The organism is Enterobacter sp. UPMP2060, from assembly GCF_053709655.1.
In genome coordinates, this window is record NZ_JBSKJQ010000016.1 from 25,675 (window position 1) to 43,069 (window position 17,395).

15 protein-coding genes are annotated in these 17,395 nt (G+C 57.1%); 4 read left to right on the forward strand and 11 right to left on the reverse strand.

Going from position 1 to position 17,395, the window contains the following annotated elements; translation table 11 throughout:
* Positions 1 to 14: 14 nt before the first annotated feature.
* The 3 genes from glpX to ACWKXN_RS21020 form a co-directional block, all read right to left on the reverse strand.
* Positions 15 to 1,025, reverse strand: coding sequence for a class II fructose-bisphosphatase (gene glpX, locus ACWKXN_RS21010; RefSeq protein WP_032662725.1), 1,011 nt, complete (start codon positions 1,023 to 1,025; stop codon positions 15 to 17).
* Between the two features lie 154 nt (positions 1,026 to 1,179).
* On the reverse strand, positions 1,180 to 2,688 hold the full coding sequence (glpK, locus tag ACWKXN_RS21015; protein ID WP_023309688.1) for a glycerol kinase GlpK: 1,509 nt from the start codon (positions 2,686 to 2,688) through the stop codon (positions 1,180 to 1,182).
* Between the two features lie 21 nt (positions 2,689 to 2,709).
* Positions 2,710 to 3,555 carry an MIP/aquaporin family protein gene (locus tag ACWKXN_RS21020; RefSeq protein WP_014885705.1) on the reverse strand — a complete coding sequence of 282 codons (846 nt, stop codon included), beginning with the start codon at positions 3,553 to 3,555 and terminating at the stop codon, positions 2,710 to 2,712.
* Positions 3,556 to 3,954: 399 nt separating this feature from the next.
* Between ACWKXN_RS21020 and zapB the strand changes: the two genes are divergently transcribed.
* On the forward strand, positions 3,955 to 4,194 hold the full coding sequence (zapB, locus tag ACWKXN_RS21025; protein ID WP_010436935.1) for a septal ring assembly protein ZapB: 240 nt from the start codon (positions 3,955 to 3,957) through the stop codon (positions 4,192 to 4,194).
* A gap of 585 nt (positions 4,195 to 4,779) precedes the next feature.
* Here zapB and rraA read toward each other — a convergent pair.
* The 7 genes from rraA to priA all read right to left on the reverse strand — a co-directional run bounded on the left by rraA (position 4,780) and on the right by priA (position 12,736).
* A complete protein-coding gene (gene rraA, locus ACWKXN_RS21030; RefSeq protein ID WP_023309687.1) occupies positions 4,780 to 5,265 on the reverse strand; it encodes a ribonuclease E activity regulator RraA in 486 nt (161 codons plus the stop codon).
* Between the two features lie 92 nt (positions 5,266 to 5,357).
* A complete protein-coding gene (gene menA, locus ACWKXN_RS21035) occupies positions 5,358 to 6,278 on the reverse strand; it encodes a 1,4-dihydroxy-2-naphthoate polyprenyltransferase (RefSeq protein ID WP_023309686.1) in 921 nt (306 codons plus the stop codon).
* Between the two features lie 68 nt (positions 6,279 to 6,346).
* A complete protein-coding gene (hslU, locus tag ACWKXN_RS21040) occupies positions 6,347 to 7,681 on the reverse strand; it encodes an HslU--HslV peptidase ATPase subunit (RefSeq protein WP_023309685.1) in 1,335 nt (444 codons plus the stop codon).
* A gap of 9 nt (positions 7,682 to 7,690) precedes the next feature.
* Entirely contained in the window at positions 7,691 to 8,221 is a 531-nt protein-coding gene (gene hslV, locus ACWKXN_RS21045; protein ID WP_008501802.1) for an ATP-dependent protease subunit HslV, read from the reverse strand.
* A gap of 94 nt (positions 8,222 to 8,315) precedes the next feature.
* The gene (gene ftsN, locus ACWKXN_RS21050; protein ID WP_454544286.1) at positions 8,316 to 9,302 is read right to left on the reverse strand and encodes a cell division protein FtsN; all 987 of its coding nucleotides are present in this window, start codon (positions 9,300 to 9,302) and stop codon (positions 8,316 to 8,318) included.
* A 93-nt stretch (positions 9,303 to 9,395) separates the two neighbouring features.
* The gene (cytR, locus tag ACWKXN_RS21055; protein WP_023309683.1) at positions 9,396 to 10,421 is read right to left on the reverse strand and encodes a DNA-binding transcriptional regulator CytR; all 1,026 of its coding nucleotides are present in this window, start codon (positions 10,419 to 10,421) and stop codon (positions 9,396 to 9,398) included.
* A 119-nt stretch (positions 10,422 to 10,540) separates the two neighbouring features.
* Positions 10,541 to 12,736 carry a primosomal protein N' gene (priA, locus tag ACWKXN_RS21060; protein ID WP_029739193.1) on the reverse strand — a complete coding sequence of 732 codons (2,196 nt, stop codon included), beginning with the start codon at positions 12,734 to 12,736 and terminating at the stop codon, positions 10,541 to 10,543.
* A gap of 200 nt (positions 12,737 to 12,936) precedes the next feature.
* On the opposite strand from priA, the gene rpmE reads away from it, so the two are divergent.
* The gene (gene rpmE / locus ACWKXN_RS21065) at positions 12,937 to 13,149 is read left to right on the forward strand and encodes a 50S ribosomal protein L31 (protein WP_003862040.1); all 213 of its coding nucleotides are present in this window, start codon (positions 12,937 to 12,939) and stop codon (positions 13,147 to 13,149) included.
* A gap of 48 nt (positions 13,150 to 13,197) precedes the next feature.
* Here rpmE and metJ read toward each other — a convergent pair whose 3' ends face one another.
* Positions 13,198 to 13,515 (reverse strand): met regulon transcriptional regulator MetJ, encoded by a 318-nt coding sequence (gene metJ, locus ACWKXN_RS21070; protein ID WP_007369220.1) that lies wholly within the window; start codon positions 13,513 to 13,515, stop codon positions 13,198 to 13,200.
* Between the two features lie 276 nt (positions 13,516 to 13,791).
* On the opposite strand from metJ, the gene metB reads away from it, so the two are divergent.
* Positions 13,792 to 14,952: a cystathionine gamma-synthase gene (metB, locus tag ACWKXN_RS21075; RefSeq protein ID WP_048978884.1), complete on the forward strand. Its 1,161-nt coding sequence runs from the start codon at positions 13,792 to 13,794 to the stop codon at positions 14,950 to 14,952.
* Between the two features lie 2 nt (positions 14,953 to 14,954).
* Complete coding sequence (locus tag ACWKXN_RS21080) at positions 14,955 to 17,387, forward strand: bifunctional aspartate kinase/homoserine dehydrogenase II (RefSeq protein WP_033146932.1); 2,433 nt, start codon at positions 14,955 to 14,957, stop codon at positions 17,385 to 17,387.
* Positions 17,388 to 17,395 lie beyond the last annotated feature (8 nt).

Genomic DNA, 17,395 nt, shown 5'->3' on the forward strand with positions numbered 1-17,395 from the left:
TCGATCAAACGGTTTTACAGAATGTGCGTCTGCACGTCCGGGTCTTTGCGGTCGAGATAGTGGATAGACTGGATGCGGCGAATGGTGCGTGATTTACCGCGGATCAGCAGGGTTTCAGTGGTGGCCATATTGCCCTTGCGGGTGATGCCGTCCAGCAGATCGCCTTTGGTGATGCCGGTCGCCGAGAAGACAACGTTATCGCTACGCGCCATCTCGTCCAGAGCCAGCACTTTATTGGCCTCGATGCCCATCGCTTCGCAGCGCGCCAGCTCGTTTTCCCCGATACGGCGGTTCTCTTCGCTGTCGCCTTTCACCTCATGGCGGGGCAGCAGACGGGCCTGCATATCGCCATCCAGCGCGCGGATCACTGCCGCGGAGACCACACCTTCCGGCGCGCCACCGATGCCGTACAGCACGTCGACTTCGCTGTCCGGCATGCAGGTCAGGATCGAGGCGGCAACGTCACCGTCAGGGATAGCAAACACGCGCACGCCGAGCTTTTGCATTTGCGCGATAGTGGCGTCGTGGCGCGGTTTCGCCAGAATGGTGACGGTGAGTTCGCTAAGGGGTTTGCCCAGGGCTTTGGCGATGTTGTGCAGGTTCTCTTCCAGCGGCAGGCTAAGGTCGATTGCGCCTTTCGCGCCTGGACCGACAATCAGCTTTTCCATGTACATGTCCGGCGCGTTGAGGAAGCAGCCTTTATCGCCCACGGCCAGCACCGCTAACGCATTGGCCTGACCCATTGCCGTCATGCGGGTGCCTTCGATCGGGTCAACCGCGATATCCACGGCATCGCCTTTGCCGGTACCGACTTTTTCACCGATGTAGAGCATCGGCGCTTCGTCGATCTCGCCTTCGCCGATCACGATGGTGCCGTCAATGTTGACCTGGTTAAGTACAATACGCATGGCATGGACGGCTGCGCCGTCTGCGGTATTTTTGTCGCCACGGCCCAGCCATTTATAGCCTGCAAGTGCGGCCGCTTCGGTGACGCGGGAAAACTCGATAGCAAGTTCACGTTTCATGAGGTACTCGTGCAATCAAAAGGAATTGCACGAAGTTTATCACAGAGTGGGTAAGGTGCGGTCTGTACTCCCCTCACCCTAACCCTCTCCCCAAAGGGGCGAGGGGACTTAAAACACCCTCTCCCCTTTGGGGAGAGGGCCGGGGTGAGGGGGATTACTCTTCGTGCTCTTCCCACGCCAGGGCGCGTTTCACCGCTTTTTTCCAGCCGCTGTAGCGGAAGTTACGCTCGGTGGTTTCGATGCCCGGGCGGAATTCGCGTTCGATAACCGCTTTTTCCTGCAGCTCGTCCAGGTTCTGCCAGAAGCCTACCGCCAGACCGGCAAGGTACGCCGCGCCCAGCGCCGTGACTTCACGCACTTCAGGGCGCTCAACGCGGGTGCCGAGAATGTCGGACTGGAACTGCATCAGGAAGTTATTCGCTACCGCACCGCCGTCCACGCGCAGGGCGTGCAGACGAATGCCGGAGTCAGCCTGCATCGCTTCCAGCACGTCGCGTGTCTGGTAGGCGATGGATTCGAGAGTAGCGCGAATAATGTGGTTAGAGTTCACACCGCGCGTCAGGCCGAAAATTGCGCCGCGTGCATACGGGTCCCAGTACGGCGCGCCCAGACCGGTGAACGCAGGCACCACGTACACGCCGTTGGTGTCTTTCACTTTGGTCGCGAAGTACTCTGAGTCGAACGCATCGCTGATCAGCTTCATCTCGTCGCGCAGCCACTGAATGGATGCACCCGCCATGAACACCGCACCTTCCAGGGCATAGTTCACTTCGCCGCGCGGGCCGCAGGCGATGGTGGTCAACAGGCCGTTTTCTGATTTCACCGCTTTCTCGCCGGTGTTCATCAGCATAAAGCAGCCGGTGCCGTAGGTGTTCTTCGCCATCCCTTCCTTGACGCACAGCTGGCCGAACAGCGCCGCCTGCTGGTCACCGGCGATACCGGCAATAGGAATACGGGTGCCGCCTTTACCGCCGATGTTAGTCTGGCCGTATACTTCTGAAGACTTACGCACTTCAGGCAGCATCGCGCGCGGAATGTCCAGCGCGTCCAGCATCTTGTCATCCCACTCCAGGGTGTTGATGTTGAACAGCATGGTACGCGAGGCGTTGGTGTAGTCGGTCACGTGAACGCGTCCCTGGGTCATCTTCCAGATAAGCCAGGTATCGACGGTACCGAACAGCAGCTCGCCGCGTTTAGCACGCTCGCGTGAACCTTCTACGTGGTCGAGGATCCATTTCACTTTGGTGCCGGAGAAATACGGGTCAACCACCAAACCGGTGGCGCTGCGAACGTACTCTTCCATACCGTCGCGCTTCAGCTGTTCGCAGATCTCGGATGTACGGCGGCACTGCCAGACGATAGCGTTGTAAATGGGCTTACCGGTTTCACGTTCCCAGACAATCGTCGTTTCACGCTGGTTGGTAATACCAATCGCGGCAATCTCGTCGGAACTGATATCGGCTTTCGCCAGCACTTCGACCAGCGTGGAGCTTTGTGACGCCCAAATCTCCATTGGGTCGTGTTCTACCCAGCCTGGACGAGGATAAATTTGCTCAAATTCGCGCTGTGACACGCTGACGATGTTCGCGTCATGATCCATTACGACAGCGCGGGAGCTGGTAGTGCCCTGGTCGAGCGCAACGATATATTTTTTTTCGGTCATGGTATGTGTCCCGTAGTCAGATTACAGCGAAGCTTTTTGTTGTGCGGTAGAAGTCGTTTCCTTCTCCTCTTCCACACAGGTGTCGCACGGTAAGTGGCGACCAATTAATTTGCGGTAGCTAAACGCACCCAGCGCAGCCCCGACAACCGGCGCAAACAGCGGTACCAGGAAGTAAGGAATATCTTTGCCACCGGTGAAGGCGACGTCGCCCCAGCCAGCGATAAAGGCGAAGGCTTTTGGTCCGATATCACGTGCCGGGTTCATCGCGAATCCGGTCAGCGGGCCCATGGATGCGCCAATTACCGCAATCAGCAAACCAATCAGCAGGGGTGCCAGCGGGCCGCGCGGAATGCCGTTTCCGTCGTCGGTCAGCGCCAGGATAACGCCCATCAGAATAGCGGTAATCACCATTTCAACTGCGAACGCCTGCACAAAATTAATATGCGGGTTAGGGTAGGTTGAGAAGATGCCTGCCAGATCCAGACTTTCGACGCTGCCGCGTACCATATGATGCGTCTGTTCGAAGTCGATGAAAAGATTGTAATAAAGCCCGTAAACTAACGCCGCTGCGCAAAACGCGCCGGCAAACTGAGAAAGAATGAAAGGAACAACTTTGCGTCCGTCAAAGCACGCGAACAGCCACAGTGCGATTGTCACCGCCGGGTTAAGATGTGCACCAGAAACCCCTGCAGTCAGGTAGATGGCCATCGCCACGCCCAGACCCCAGATGATACTGATTTCCCACTGACCAAAACTGGCACCCGCCACTTTCAGTGCAGCGACACAGCCCACTCCGAAGAATATCAACAACCCGGTACCAAGGAACTCGGCAATGCACTGGCCTTTTAAGGTTGATGTCTGACTCATAATCGGAATCCTGAAGAAATTGATGTTTATTGTTAGCATGGCCGCCCGTGACAGCCACGATGCCCTGTAGACATAGTGTTAATTTATCGTTAACGAGCAAAAACGAGAAATATCGAAATCAAAATGTGTGGTCTGCGTCAATAAAATGAGCGTTTTCGCGCCATAAAGCACATTTTTGCATCAGTACAGGAATGTGAGCTGAATCATTTCATTAACGAATCAGTTAACAATTTAGGGGTATATGACGCGAACACACCAGGACCAGACCTAAAAGTGTTGCAAACCGCGATCTGCGCGGTGTGTCGCTGGACACAGAGCGCCGCGCTCCATACAATCGACGGTATATGTCGTGCGCGTTTATGTTAAAGCGTCGCCTTGCAATTCAGGAGAGGTAGCATCATGTCTTTAGAAGTGTTTGAGAAACTGGAATCGAAAGTACAGCAGGCGATTGACACCATCACCCTGCTGCAGATGGAAATTGAAGAGCTGAAAGAGAAGAACAACAGCCTGGCGCAGGAAGTTCAGAACGCTCAGCACGGCCGCGAAGAACTGGAGCGCGAAAACAACCAGCTGCGCGAACAGCAGAACGGCTGGCAGGATCGCCTGCAGGCGCTGCTGGGACGTATGGAAGAGGTCTAATTCCCTACGGGATGAATTGAACAGGCCGGGTAAGGCGAAGCCGCCACCCGGCTTTTTTATGATTTGATGTCAGCCGGGGCTCACCATAAAAAAGGCCGCCAAAGGCGGCCTTAACGCTACTTGTCCTGCGCTGTCATAGCAAAAGCAACGAACACATTCGGTTCATCACTCTTTACAACGAGTACGCTGGCGACAATGAACGCGATACATAAATAGCGTTTCATTATGCGGTCCCTGCAGCTAACCGCTCCACCGTTCACCACCGGTGATAAGTCGGTGGACACAAGCCCTGGTGTTAGCCTGCTTTACGGTAGTGAATACACCTTTCCCTGGGCCGATGCCCATTTGCGAGATGGCGGAAAGGGACGCTTCATCATAATGAGCATCAACCGTGGAGTTAAGGTATTCATAGACAATTAGGATTTTATAAAGGTTCTGAGGGGTTGCCCAAGGTTTGGACGAGAGTATGATGAAACTCCCTGGTGTTAGTCTGCAAAACTTCCCAACGGACCGCGAATCCTGAGGGGACAAAAAAACCGCCACATTGCTGTTGGCGGTTTTTTTATGGTTCTCGCTGACTTTTTACTACTCGATATCCAGCGGGTCTTCGGACAGGATAATGCCGGTATTATCGGCGTAGAGATGGTCCCCGGAGAAGAAGGTCACGCCGCCGAAATTGACGCGCACGTCGCTTTCGCCGATGCCGTCACCCGCCGCCCCTACCGGTATGGCCGCGATGGCCTGAATCCCGATATCCAGGTCTTCCAGATCGTCCACCTGACGTACGGAACCATACACCACAAGGCCTTCCCACTCATTCTGAACGGCAATGCCGGCCAGTTCAGCATCAATTAATGCACGGCGCACGGAACCGCCGCCGTCGACCACAAGAACGCGGCCGCGGCCATTCTGTTCGAGCAGATCGTACAGCAACCCGTTGTCCTCGAAACATTTCACCGTGACGATTTGACCGCCAAACGACGACCTCCCACCAAAGTTGGAGAACAGCGGTTCAACGACGTTGACATCTTCCTGGTAGATGTCACAAAGCTCGGAGGTATCGTATTTCATAGGTTTAACGCTCAGTTGCTGCGAATGTGTTCAGTATATCGTGCGAAATGCGTTGTTGGCAAAATCATCAATTGTTAATTGATATTTGTCAGCTAACGCAGCGTCTGGCTTAAAACAATCCCGATGACGAACAACAGGTTAGTCAGCAACGCGCCTTTTACCGTGCGCTCCAGCATTGGCGGCATGGCGGACGGGCTGAGTTCACGCATCACAAAGCGGGCCTGCTTAATCAGCAGCGGCGCGGCAAGCACAAACAGCCAGCCCCACAAGCTCTGCAAGGAAATCAGGTTAAACAGCGCCAGGCAAACCAGCGCGCCAATGAGCAAACAGGCGTGATAGCGGCGCGCATTGACCGGCCCCAGACGAACCGCCAGGGTGTTTTTGCCGTTCTCGCGATCGCTGTCGATGTCGCGCAGGTTGTTGATGTTGAGCACCGCCGTCGCCAGCAGACCGCAGGCGGTCGCGGGCAGGAACAGGGCAGGGATCACCGTATGCGCCTGCAGGTACCAGCTTCCCATCACGCTCAGCCAGCCGAAGAACACCAGTACGGAGATATCCCCGAGCCCAATATAACCGTAAGGACGCGTGCCGACGGTGTAGGTGATGGCCGCGATAATGGCCAGTAAACCCAGCACCAGGAAGCCAATGAAATCGCTGGTGGTCTTAGACGCCACCGTCACCAGCGCAAGGCCGGATACGCAGATCAGCGCTACGGTGATAATCAGCGCGCGTTTCATCTGCGCCTGGGTAATCACCCCTTTCTGCATTCCGCGCAGTGGCCCTATGCGGTCCGGCTTGTCGCTGCCCTTTACCGCGTCGCCGTAGTCGTTGGCGAGATTGGAGAGAATTTGCAGCAGGCCAGCGGTAATCAGTGCCAGCGCGGCGACCAGCGGATCAAAATAACCCTGCCACCAGGCAAGGGCGGTGCCGACGATAATCGCGGCAAAGGCCAGAGGAAGCGTTTTAGGGCGCAGACTTTCGAGCCACGCCTGAGTACGGCTGATGTCAGTCATAAGTATTTAGCCAATAAAAATGGGGGCATTAGCCCCCATTAAACGTGATGAGAATCCAGTAACCGCGATTATAGGATAAAACGGCTCAGATCTTCATCTGCCACTAACGCATCCAGATGTTTACTCACATATTCTGCGTCAATGGTAACGGTTTGACCGTTAAGGTCGCTCGCGTCGTAAGAGATATCTTCCACCAGGCGTTCCAGCACGGTATGCAGGCGACGCGCACCGATGTTCTCGGTGGTTTCGTTGACCTGCCATGCGGCCTGAGCAATACGCTTGATACCGTCTTCAGTGAACTCGAGGTTCACGCCTTCGGTCGCCATCAGCGCTTTGTACTGTACGGTAGCAGAGGCGTTCGGCTCGGTCAGGATACGTTCGAAATCTTCGGTGGTCAGCGCCTGCAGCTCTACGCGGATAGGCAGACGCCCCTGCAGTTCGGGGATCAAATCCGACGGGCTGGCAACCTGGAACGCCCCTGAAGCGATAAACAGGATGTGGTCCGTTTTCACCATGCCGTGCTTGGTGGAGACGGTGCAGCCTTCAACCAGCGGCAGCAGGTCGCGCTGAACGCCTTCGCGGGATACGTCCGGACCGGAGCTGTTGCCGCCGCGCTTACAAATTTTGTCGATTTCGTCGATAAACACGATACCGTGCTGCTCAACCGCGTCGATAGCGTCCTGCTTCAGCTCTTCCGGGTTTACCAGCTTCGCCGCTTCTTCTTCAATCAGCAGCTTCATCGCGTCTTTGATTTTCAGCTTACGCGCTTTCTGCTTCTGGCCGCCCAGGTTCTGGAACATGGACTGGAGCTGGCTGGTCATCTCTTCCATGCCCGGAGGCGCCATGATTTCCACACCCATTGGCGCGGCAGCGAGATCGATCTCAATCTCTTTGTCGTCCAGCTGGCCTTCACGCAGTTTTTTGCGGAATGCCTGGCGCGCCGCGGATGGTTCCGCCTGCTGCTCTGCCTGGCCCCAGTTGTTTTTTGCCGGTGGAATCAGCACGTCGAGAATGCGCTCTTCGGCCATCTCTTCCGCGCGATAGCGGTTTTTCTCGATCGCCTGGACGCGCACCATCTTGATCGCCGAGTCGGTCAGATCGCGGATGATGGAGTCCACTTCTTTACCCACATAGCCCACTTCGGTGAACTTGGTGGCTTCAACTTTGATGAACGGCGCGTTAGCCAGCTTCGCCAGACGACGGGCGATTTCGGTTTTACCGACGCCGGTCGGGCCGATCATCAGAATGTTTTTCGGCGTCACTTCGTGGCGCAGCTCTTCATCAAGCTGCATACGACGCCAGCGGTTACGCAGGGCGATAGCCACCGAACGCTTGGCGTTATCCTGGCCGATAATGTGTTTGTTCAGTTCGCTGACAATTTCGCGTGGGGTCATTTCAGACATGGGAGATCCTTACGCTTTGGAGGTCAATTCTTCGATGGTGTGGTTGTGGTTGGTATAAATGCAGATATCACCTGCAATATCCAACGCCTTCACCGCGATATCACGCGCATTCATGTCGGTATTTTCCAACAGCGCGCGGGCTGCAGCCTGGGCATAAGGGCCGCCAGAGCCGATGGCAATCAGGTCATTTTCCGGCTGAATGACGTCACCGTTACCGGTGATGATCAGCGAGGCGGTTTCATCGGCCACGGCCAGCAGCGCTTCGAGCTTGCGCAGCATGCGGTCGGTACGCCAGTCTTTCGCCAGCTCAACGGCAGCTTTCACCAGATGACCCTGGTGCATTTCCAGTTTGCGTTCAAACAGTTCAAACAGCGTGAAGGCGTCCGCCGTGCCGCCTGCAAAACCGGCGATCACTTTGTCGTTGTAGAGGCGGCGCACTTTCTTCACGTTGCCTTTCATGACGGTATTACCCAGCGTGGCCTGGCCATCACCGGCGATTACCACATGGCCGTTACGGCGTACACTTACTATTGTTGTCACGAGCAGACCCCCTGGTTACAGAATCGGGAAACAGAAGCCCTGAGCCTGTGCTCAGGGCTGAATTAAATGATAGATGGGGGGGATTTCGGGGGTTTCAACCCCCGGAAGCGAGTCGAATGCAGTTTGTGTGCCCGGCGATTTTCAACCGAGAAATGGTGCCATCGGCATTTTCTTTGCCTTTGACCGGACCAATCACCACGCGATTCCAGCCGTTATTGGTGGTAATACGCGAATCAAACCCTTCAAAGGCCAGCTGAGCACGTACCGTTTCCGCCTGCTCTGCGCCTTTGAACGAACCGCACTGTACCATCCAGCGGCGCTCGTCTTTTTTCTCAGCCGTCTGCTTCGGCGCTTCGGTCTCTTTGGTCACCGGCGCGGCCTGCTGCGTTTTCGGCTGCTGCGCGGTGGTATGCGCTGGCGTCTGGAGCAGATCCTGATACGGCTGAGCGGCCTGTTTCTGCGGCTGCGTTTTCGGCTGCTGCTGGACAGGCTGAGACTGCGCCGTACGCGTCGGCTGCTGGTATGGCTGTTCCGTTACCCGCGGCTGTGCTTTCGGCTGCTGCACCGGCTGGGTTTGCGCCCACTGCTGCTGCTGGATCTGCTGTTGCGCCTGACGTCGCTGCAGCGTTTGCTGGCGCTGTGCTGGCGTTTGCTCATTCCACGGCACTTCGTTCAGCTGCGTAGGCTGCTGGCGCATATCGGCCTGCATTTGGGCCAGCAGCTGACGCTGTTCATCCGTCAGCTGATTCGCATTCTGCACTTCACCACCCGCAGAAGGTTCGGTTGGCGCACGCACCCCAGGCTGACGGCTTTCCAGCTCTTTGATATACCGCCAGCGCTCTTCAGGCTTCGGAGGAAGGCCATTTCCGGCAACTTTACTGGCCTGAAGCGCTTCAGACTCTTCTTTTTTATGGTGCGTGATGAAGTACAGGCCACCAATAAAGGCGACGACTACAGCCGCAGCAATAGCGACCATTGCTGGCGAGACAGCAGGCAGGTTACGTTGCTTTTTCCTTGAGCTACTCTTTTTGCGTCGCGAAGGTGCCGGCTGGCCGCGACGTACATAATCTCGTTGTGCCACTATCGTTTCGCTGTATTTATTCGTTCGTCAGTCCGCCATGTTACTTAAGCGGCGGGGCTTTGACCAGATAAGGGTATCCGAAAGACGTTTACTTTAAGTCAATGCCTGGGTAGTGCCGCGGACAATCAGTTCACAGTCCAGCAACCGCGAGCCGCTGCTAACTGTTTGACCGTGAAGCTGATCCAGCAGAAGCAGCATCGCTTCGCGGCCGATTTGGTAGCGCGGCTGAGCGACCGTTGAGAGCGGCGGATCGCAAAATTCTGAAAGCGAAATATTATCGAATCCGATGATCGATAAATCTTTCGGTATGCGAAGGCCGCGGCGTTTGGCGTACGACAATGCGCCCAGCGCCATCACGTCGCTGTGACAAAATACGGCGGTTGGCGGTTCAGGCAGGTCCAGAAGTTTCTCAAGCGCTTGTCCACCCGCGGCGAAGGTAAAGTCACCGCGCGCAATGTAGTGCGGATCGACGGTGACGCCGGTACGGCGCAGCGCCTGAACGTAGCCCTGCAAGCGATAGTGACACAGCGGCATCTCTTCAGGCCCGGCAATACAGCCAATGCGCTTATGCCCCAGCTCCTGGAGATAGTTTACGGCGTTGAACGCGGCGGTGAGGTTATCAATGTGGACCGTCGGCAGCTCCAGCTCCGGCGCAAACTCGTTGGCCATCACCATCGGCGGTAAATTACGCTGCTCTTCAATGCTGGCATCAAACGGCAGACGAGAGCCAAGCAGCAGCATGCCGTCGATCTGCTTGGTGATAATGAGATCGATGAAGGTTTTTTCCTGCTGGTTCTGATGAGCACAGTCGCCAATCAGCACCAGGTAACCCTGTTCCGCTGCCGTAACTTCAATACCGCGGATAATCTCGCTGAAGAAGGGGTCGCAGATATCCGGCACAATCACCAGAATGGTGCGCGACTCATTGCGTTTGACGTTACGCCCCATCGCCTGTGGGAAATAGCCCACTTCAAGCGCAGCCTGCTCTACCCGGTTACGGGTCGCTTGGGAGACTTTATCCGGGTTCATTAATGCGCGGGATACCGTTGCCGTAGAGACTTGTGCTTTCTGGGCAACGTCTTTCATGGTCGCCGGTGCAACCTCTTTCCTGGACTTCAACGTCTTCTCCTCGCCTGAACACCGAACTTCTGACATCACCATTTTTACAGATAGTTAATGGAATCGGTTACAGAATTTTCATAAAAAGTGTGAGGAGCGTTAAATTTTTCGATCCGTCTTCAGCCTTCGATGGGATCGACGTCCAGTACCCACTTCACTTTTCGCGCTTCCGGCAGCGTGTTGATGAGCGCCAGCGTGCCGCTGACGATATGCTGCAGGCGAACACGTGAGGGGTGCTGAAGTAAGATTTGCCAGCGGAAACGTCCGCCGCGTTTTGGTGCGAGTGCCGGCACCGGGCCCAGGATCCACAGCTGATTATCCACCAGCGGGCTGGCCTGCAGGAGGTTTCTCAGCTGCTGCAGGAAAAGCGGCGCCTGCTGGTTGTTGTGATCTTCCGCGCGGATGATGACGTGGCTGGTCCACGGCGGCAGCTGCATGGTCTGGCGTTCGGCCAGCGCCTGCTCGGCAAATGCGTCATAGCCTTTATGCAGCAGGGTTTGCAGCAGCGGGTGCTCAGGATGGTGCGTTTGCAACACCACTTCGCCCTGTTTACCGGCGCGACCGGCACGCCCTGCCACCTGGGTATAAAGCTGGGCGAAGCGCTCGGCTGAGCGGAAATCTGCCGAAAACAGCGCGCCGTCTACGTCCAGCAGGGCAACCAGCGTGACGTCCGGGAAGTGGTGGCCTTTGGCCAGCATCTGGGTGCCAATCAGGATGCGTGCGCCGCCGCGATGCACTTCCGCCAGCTGCTGTTCCAGCGCGCCCTTGCGGCTGGTGGTGTCACGGTCGATACGCGAAATAGGCACGTCCGGGAAGAAGGGGCCAAGCGCCTGTTCCAGCTGTTCCGTCCCCAGACCGACCGGCACGATATGCGTGGAACCACACGACGGGCACTGGCGCGGCACCGGGCGCTGGCTGTCGCAGTGGTGGCAGCGCAAATGCCGCTGGGCCTGGTGGAAGGTATAGTAGTGGTCGCAGCGCGGACACTCGGCAATCCAGCCGCAGTCGTGGCACAGCAGGGCGGGGGCGAATCCGCGGCGGTTCAGAAACAGAATGACCTGGTTCCCCGCCTGCAGGTGCTGGCGCATGCGGGTAATCAATGCCGGCGCTAGCCCGGCCTGAACCTGCTGACCTTTAAGATCAAGCACGTGCTGAATGGCCGGACGGGCATTCCCCGCCCGACGCGTCAGGCGCAGCATGTGGTACTTACGCTGGCGCACGTTGTGCAGGGTTTCGAGCGCCGGCGTTGCGGACCCGAGAATAATAGGAATCTGCTCACTGTGCGCGCGATAGACCGCCAGATCGCGGGCGTGATAGCGCCAGCCTTCCTGCTGTTTATAGGAGCTGTCGTGTTCTTCGTCGATCACGATAACGCCAAGATTTTTAAACGGCGTAAACAGAGACGAGCGGGTGCCGATCACAATCGCCGCTTCGCCGTTTTTCGCTTTCAGCCAGGCGCTGAGGCGTTCGCTGTCGTTCAGACCGGAGTGCAGCACCTCAACCGGCGCGTTAAAGCGCTCGCGGAATCGGGCGATGGTTTGCGGCGTCAGGCCAATTTCCGGCACCATCACCAGCGCCTGTTTGCCCTGAGCCAGCACGTTTTCCAGCACGCTCAGGTAGACTTCGGTCTTGCCGGAACCGGTGACCCCCGCCAGCAGCCAGGCAGAAAAATGATCGGAGGCGCTATGAATCGCGCCCACGGCGGTGGCCTGCTCGGTATTCAGACGCAGGCGATCCCCTGAAACGGAGAAACTCTCCCGCCAGTCGTAAAGAGCGGGAGCTTCGCTGGCAAGTTCGCTCAGCCCTTTCTTTCTTAAGGCCTGTAGCGCCGTTTCGCTGACCTCAAGCTCGTCGACCTGATGTCGCCAGATTTTTCCCTGACGCAGCGCCGCCAGCGCCTGCTGCTGTTTCTGCGATCGCTTCAGGCTGTTGATATCCACCGCCTGGCCCTGCTCGGTGGCAAACCAGTACCACATCGGCGCATGGCTGGCGCTTTTGCCCTGGCGCAGCATGATTGGCAGGGCGTGGAACAGCACGTCGCCAATCGGGTGATGATAATAATCCGCCGCCCACAGCAGCAGTCGCCAGGTGCTGGTAGAGTAAACGGGCTCGCTGTCCAGTACCTCAACGACCGACTTCAGCTCGTTAAGCGGTAATTCGCTTTTATCGCTGACGGAGACGACGATCCCCACGCGCTGCTGTTTGCCAAACGGCACGGTCACGCGGCAACCCGCTTTGGCGCTCATGCTGTCGGGCAGCAGGTAGTCAAAGGTGCGGGGAAGCGGAACGGGCAGGGCAACGTGAGCGACGGGCATCGAATCTTCCTGACTTGAAAAGTGGCGCGTTAGTATACACATTAGTAAAAGCGGCGTGCGGATCAGTTTGCATACGTTGGTCAAATTCTGTATGATTCGCCGCCTTTGGTGTACTTTACGCCAAAGAACTTACAATCAACATCGCGTGGTGTCTGGCGTTAGGGCTGGAAGAGCGACGCGGCCTTAACTGAGGTTCTCCCATGAAAAAAGATATTCACCCGAAATACGAAATGATTACTGCAAACTGTTCTTGCGGTAACTCTATCCAGATCCGCTCTACCGTGGGTCACGATCTGAACCTGGACGTGTGCGGCAAATGCCACCCGTTCTACACTGGTAAGCAGCGTGACGTTGCAACCGGTGGCCGTGTTGACCGCTTCAACAAGCGTTTCAGCATCCCGGGCGCTAAATAAGTTTCCCGAAAAAAAGGCACCGCAAGGTGCCTTTTTTGTATCCGCTTCTCAGTATTCCCACGTATCCGGGTCAATACCCAGTTCACGCATGATCACCTTCGCCTCTTCCGGGATTTCATCACTGCGCTCTTTGCGCAGATCTTCATCGTTCGGCAACGGTTGACCGGTAAACGCATGCAGAAACGCTTCGCACAGCAGTTCGCTGTTGGTCGCGTGGCGCAGGTTGTTCACCTGACGACGCGTACGTTCATCGGTGAGGATCTTCAACACCTTCAGAGGAATGGAAACCGTAATTTTCTTTACTTGCTCACTCTTCTTACCGTGCTCAGCGTATGGGCTGATATATTCGCCGCTCCATTCAGCCATGAGATACCTTTAATCCTCTCAGTCATTTATTTAAAGGTGCAAAACCTGTAACCACCCGTTTTGAACCGCAATCTTGTCTAGTTTACCGTAGAGACGATACCGTGGCACGGATATTGCCGCTGCAGCGTGCACTAAAGCATATAATTTTAACGGCTATTTGCGCATTGCTCAATCTATACGCAAAGAAGTTTAGATGTCCAGATGTATTGACGTCCATACTTTCAGTGTTTACTCTGGTGCCTGACTTTTCACCTCATTCGCCAGGAAGCCCTCACCATGACGCGTAAACAGGCCACTATTGCAGTGCGTAGCGGATTAAATGATGACGAGCAGTACGGCTGCGTTGTCCCGCCGATTCATCTTTCCAGTACCTATAATTTCACCGGATTTAATGAACCCCGCGCGCATGATTATTCGCGTCGTGGCAACCCGACGCGTGACGTGACCCAGCGCGCGCTGGCCGAGCTGGAAGGTGGCGCAGGTGCAGTATTAACCAATACGGGGATGTCCGCCATTCACCTGGTGACCACGGTGTTCCTGAAACCGGGCGATCTGCTGGTCGCGCCGCACGACTGCTACGGCGGCAGCTATCGCCTGTTTGACAGCCTGGCGAAACGCGGCTGCTATCGCGTGCTGTTTGTCGATCAAAACGACGAACAGGCGCTGAAACAGGCCCTCGCAGAGAAGCCGAAGCTGGTTCTGGTGGAAAGTCCAAGCAATCCATTGTTGCGCGTTGTCGATATTGCGAAAATTTGTCAGCTCGCAAGGGATGCGGGAGCGATAAGTGTAGTGGATAATACGTTCCTCAGTCCGGCCCTTCAGAACCCACTCGCACTGGGTGCCGATCTGGTATTGCATTCATGCACTAAATATCTGAACGGCCATTCTGATGTGGTGGCGGGCGTGGTGATTGCCAAAGATCCCGACGTTGTCACCGAACTGGCATGGTGGGCCAATAATATTGGCGTCACCGCGGGGGCCTTCGACAGCTATCTGCTGTTGCGCGGCATCCGCACGCTATCGCCGCGCATGGACGTAGCGCAGCGCAATGCCCAGGCGATTGTCGATTTCCTGAAAACCCAGCCGCTGGTGAAAAAGCTTTATCACCCGTCGCTGCCGGAAAATCAGGGGCACGAGATTGCCGCGCGTCAGCAGAAAGGGTTTGGCGCGATGTTAAGTTTTGAACTGGACGGTGACGAGCAAACGCTGCGTCGCTTCCTGGGCGGGCTGTCATTGTTTACGCTGGCGGAATCCTTAGGTGGGGTTGAAAGCTTGATCTCCCACGCCGCGACCATGACGCACGCAGGTATGGCACCGGAAGCTCGTGCCGCCGCCGGAATTTCTGAGACGCTGCTGCGTATCTCAACCGGCATTGAAGATTCTGAAGATTTAATTGCCGATCTGGAAAATGCCTTCCGGATCGCAGCCAAGGGGTAATCATGAGTGTGATAGCGCAGGCAGGGGCGAAGGGTCGTCAACTGCACAAGTTTGGTGGTAGTAGTCTTGCTGATGTGAAATGTTACCTGCGCGTTGCAGGGATCATGACGGAATATTCACAGCCGGGTGACATGATGGTTGTCTCGGCGGCGGGCAGCACCACCAACCAGTTGATTAGCTGGCTGAAACTGAGCCAGACCGATCGCCTTTCTGCGCATCAGGTGCAACAGTCCTTACGCCGTTACCAGAGCGAGCTGATTGCCGGCCTGCTGCCTGCGGACGTGGCGGACGGGCTGATCAGCGCCTTTACGCATGACCTTGAGCGTCTGGCTGCCCTGCTGGACAGCGGAATTACCGACGCGGTGTATGCCGAAGTGGTGGGCCACGGTGAAGTGTGGTCCGCGCGCCTGATGGCCGCCGTGCTGCAACACCTGGGCGTGGAAGCGGCCTGGCTCGACGCGCGTGATTTCCTGCGCGCCGAACGCGCCGCGCAGCCGCAGGTGGATGAAGGGTTGTCCTACCCGCTGCTGCAACAGCTGCTCGTGCAGCACCCGGGCAAACGTATTGTCGTCACCGGCTTTATCAGCCGCAGCAACGCGGGCGAAACCGTGCTGCTGGGCCGTAACGGTTCGGACTACTCGGCAACGCAGATTGGTGCCCTGGCGGGCGTGTCCCGCGTCACCATCTGGAGCGACGTGGCCGGTGTGTACAGCGCGGACCCGCGCAAAGTAAAAGATGCCTGCCTGCTGCCGCTGCTGCGTCTCGACGAAGCCAGCGAGCTGGCGCGTCTGGCCGCGCCGGTACTGCACGCGCGCACGCTGCAGCCGGTTTCCGGCAGCGATATCGACCTCCAGCTGCGCTGCAGTTACACCCCGGATCAGGGCTCTACGCGTATTGAGCGCGTGCTGGCGTCCGGTACCGGGGCGCGTATTGTCACCAGCCACGACGACATCTGCCTGATTGAGTTCCAGGTGCCTGCAGGCCAGGACTTCAAGCTGGCGCATAAAGATATCGACACGATCCTCAAACGCGCCCAGGTGCGTCCGCTGGCCGTTGGCGTGCATAACGATCGCCAGCTGTTACAGTTCTGCTATACCGCGGAAGTGGCGGACAGCGCGCTGAAAATTCTGGATGAAGCGGGCCTGCCGGGCGAGCTTCGCCTGCGTCAGGGGCTGGCGCTGGTGGCGATGGTGGGCGCGGGCGTCACCCGTAACCCGCTGCATTGCCACCGCTTCTGGCAGCAGCTGAAAGGCCAGCCGGTGGAATTCACCTGGCAGTCGGAAGAGGGCATCAGCCTGGTCGCCGTCCTGCGCAAAGGGCCAACCGAGAGCCTGATTCAGGGTCTGCACACCTCCCTGTTCCGCGCGGAAAAGCGCATCGGCCTGGTGCTGTTCGGGAAAGGCAACATCGGTTCCCGCTGGCTGGAACTGTTTGCCCGCGAACAGGTGACGCTCTCGGCGCGTACCGGATTTGAATTCATTCTTGCGGGCGTGGTGGACAGCCGCCGCAGCCTGCTGAACTACGAAGGGCTGGACGCCAGCCGCGCGCTTGCCTTCTTTAATGATGAAGCGGTTGAGCAGGATGAAGAGTCGCTGTTCCTCTGGATGCGTGCGCACCCGTATGACGATCTGGTGGTGCTGGACGTTACCGCCAGCGAACAGCTTGCGGATCAGTATCTGGATTTCGCCAGCCACGGTTTCCACGTCATCAGTGCGAACAAGCTGGCGGGGGCAAGCAGCACCGATAAATACCGCCAGATCCACGATGCGTTTGAAAAAACAGGGCGCCACTGGCTCTATAACGCCACCGTTGGGGCTGGCCTGCCGGTTAACCACACCGTGCGTGACCTGATTGAAAGCGGCGACAGCATTCTGGCGCTGAGCGGTATCTTCTCCGGCACGCTCTCCTGGCTGTTCCTGCAGTTTGACGGCACCGTACCGTTCACCGACCTGGTGGATCAGGCGTGGCAGCAGGGCTTAACCGAGCCCGATCCGCGCGTTGACCTTTCCGGCAAAGACGTGATGCGTAAGCTGGTGATCCTGGCGCGTGAAGCCGGTTATGACATCGAACCGGATTCCGTACGCGTCGAATCGCTGGTGCCTGCCGGCTGTGAAGAAGGTTCTGTGGATCATTTCTTTGAAAATGGTGAAGAGCTTAACGAGCAGATGGTACAGCGTCTGGAAGCGGCGAACGAGATGGGGCTGGTACTGCGCTATGTGGCGCGTTTCGAGGCCAACGGAAAAGCGCGAGTCGGCGTCGAGGCGGTGCGTCCTGAACATCCGCTGGCGGCGCTGCTGCCGTGCGATAACGTCTTCGCCATCGAAAGCCGCTGGTATCGCGATAACCCGCTGGTGATCCGCGGGCCTGGCGCGGGTCGTGATGTCACCGCTGGAGCCATTCAGTCCGACATCAACCGTCTGGCTAAGCTGCTGTAAAGCCTGAA

Excerpts from the sequence above, each read along its gene's own strand:
- ACWKXN_RS21020 (WP_014885705.1), bottom strand. The coding sequence starts at position 3,555 with ATGAGTCAGACATCAACCTTAAAAGGCCAGTGCATTGCCGAGTTCCTT.
- rraA (WP_023309687.1), bottom strand. The coding sequence starts at position 5,265 with ATGAAATACGATACCTCCGAGCTTTGTGACATCTACCAGGAAGATGTC.
- glpK (WP_023309688.1), bottom strand. The coding sequence starts at position 2,688 with ATGACCGAAAAAAAATATATCGTTGCGCTCGACCAGGGCACTACCAGC.
- menA (WP_023309686.1), bottom strand. The coding sequence starts at position 6,278 with ATGACTGACATCAGCCGTACTCAGGCGTGGCTCGAAAGTCTGCGCCCT.
- glpX (WP_032662725.1), bottom strand. The coding sequence starts at position 1,025 with ATGAAACGTGAACTTGCTATCGAGTTTTCCCGCGTCACCGAAGCGGCC.
- metB (WP_048978884.1), top strand. The coding sequence starts at position 13,792 with ATGACGCGTAAACAGGCCACTATTGCAGTGCGTAGCGGATTAAATGAT.
- metJ (WP_007369220.1), bottom strand. The coding sequence starts at position 13,515 with ATGGCTGAATGGAGCGGCGAATATATCAGCCCATACGCTGAGCACGGT.
- priA (WP_029739193.1), bottom strand. The coding sequence starts at position 12,736 with ATGCCCGTCGCTCACGTTGCCCTGCCCGTTCCGCTTCCCCGCACCTTT.
- rpmE (WP_003862040.1), top strand. The coding sequence starts at position 12,937 with ATGAAAAAAGATATTCACCCGAAATACGAAATGATTACTGCAAACTGT.
- zapB (WP_010436935.1), top strand. The coding sequence starts at position 3,955 with ATGTCTTTAGAAGTGTTTGAGAAACTGGAATCGAAAGTACAGCAGGCG.
- ACWKXN_RS21080 (WP_033146932.1), top strand. The coding sequence starts at position 14,955 with ATGAGTGTGATAGCGCAGGCAGGGGCGAAGGGTCGTCAACTGCACAAG.
- hslU (WP_023309685.1), bottom strand. The coding sequence starts at position 7,681 with ATGTCTGAAATGACCCCACGCGAAATTGTCAGCGAACTGAACAAACAC.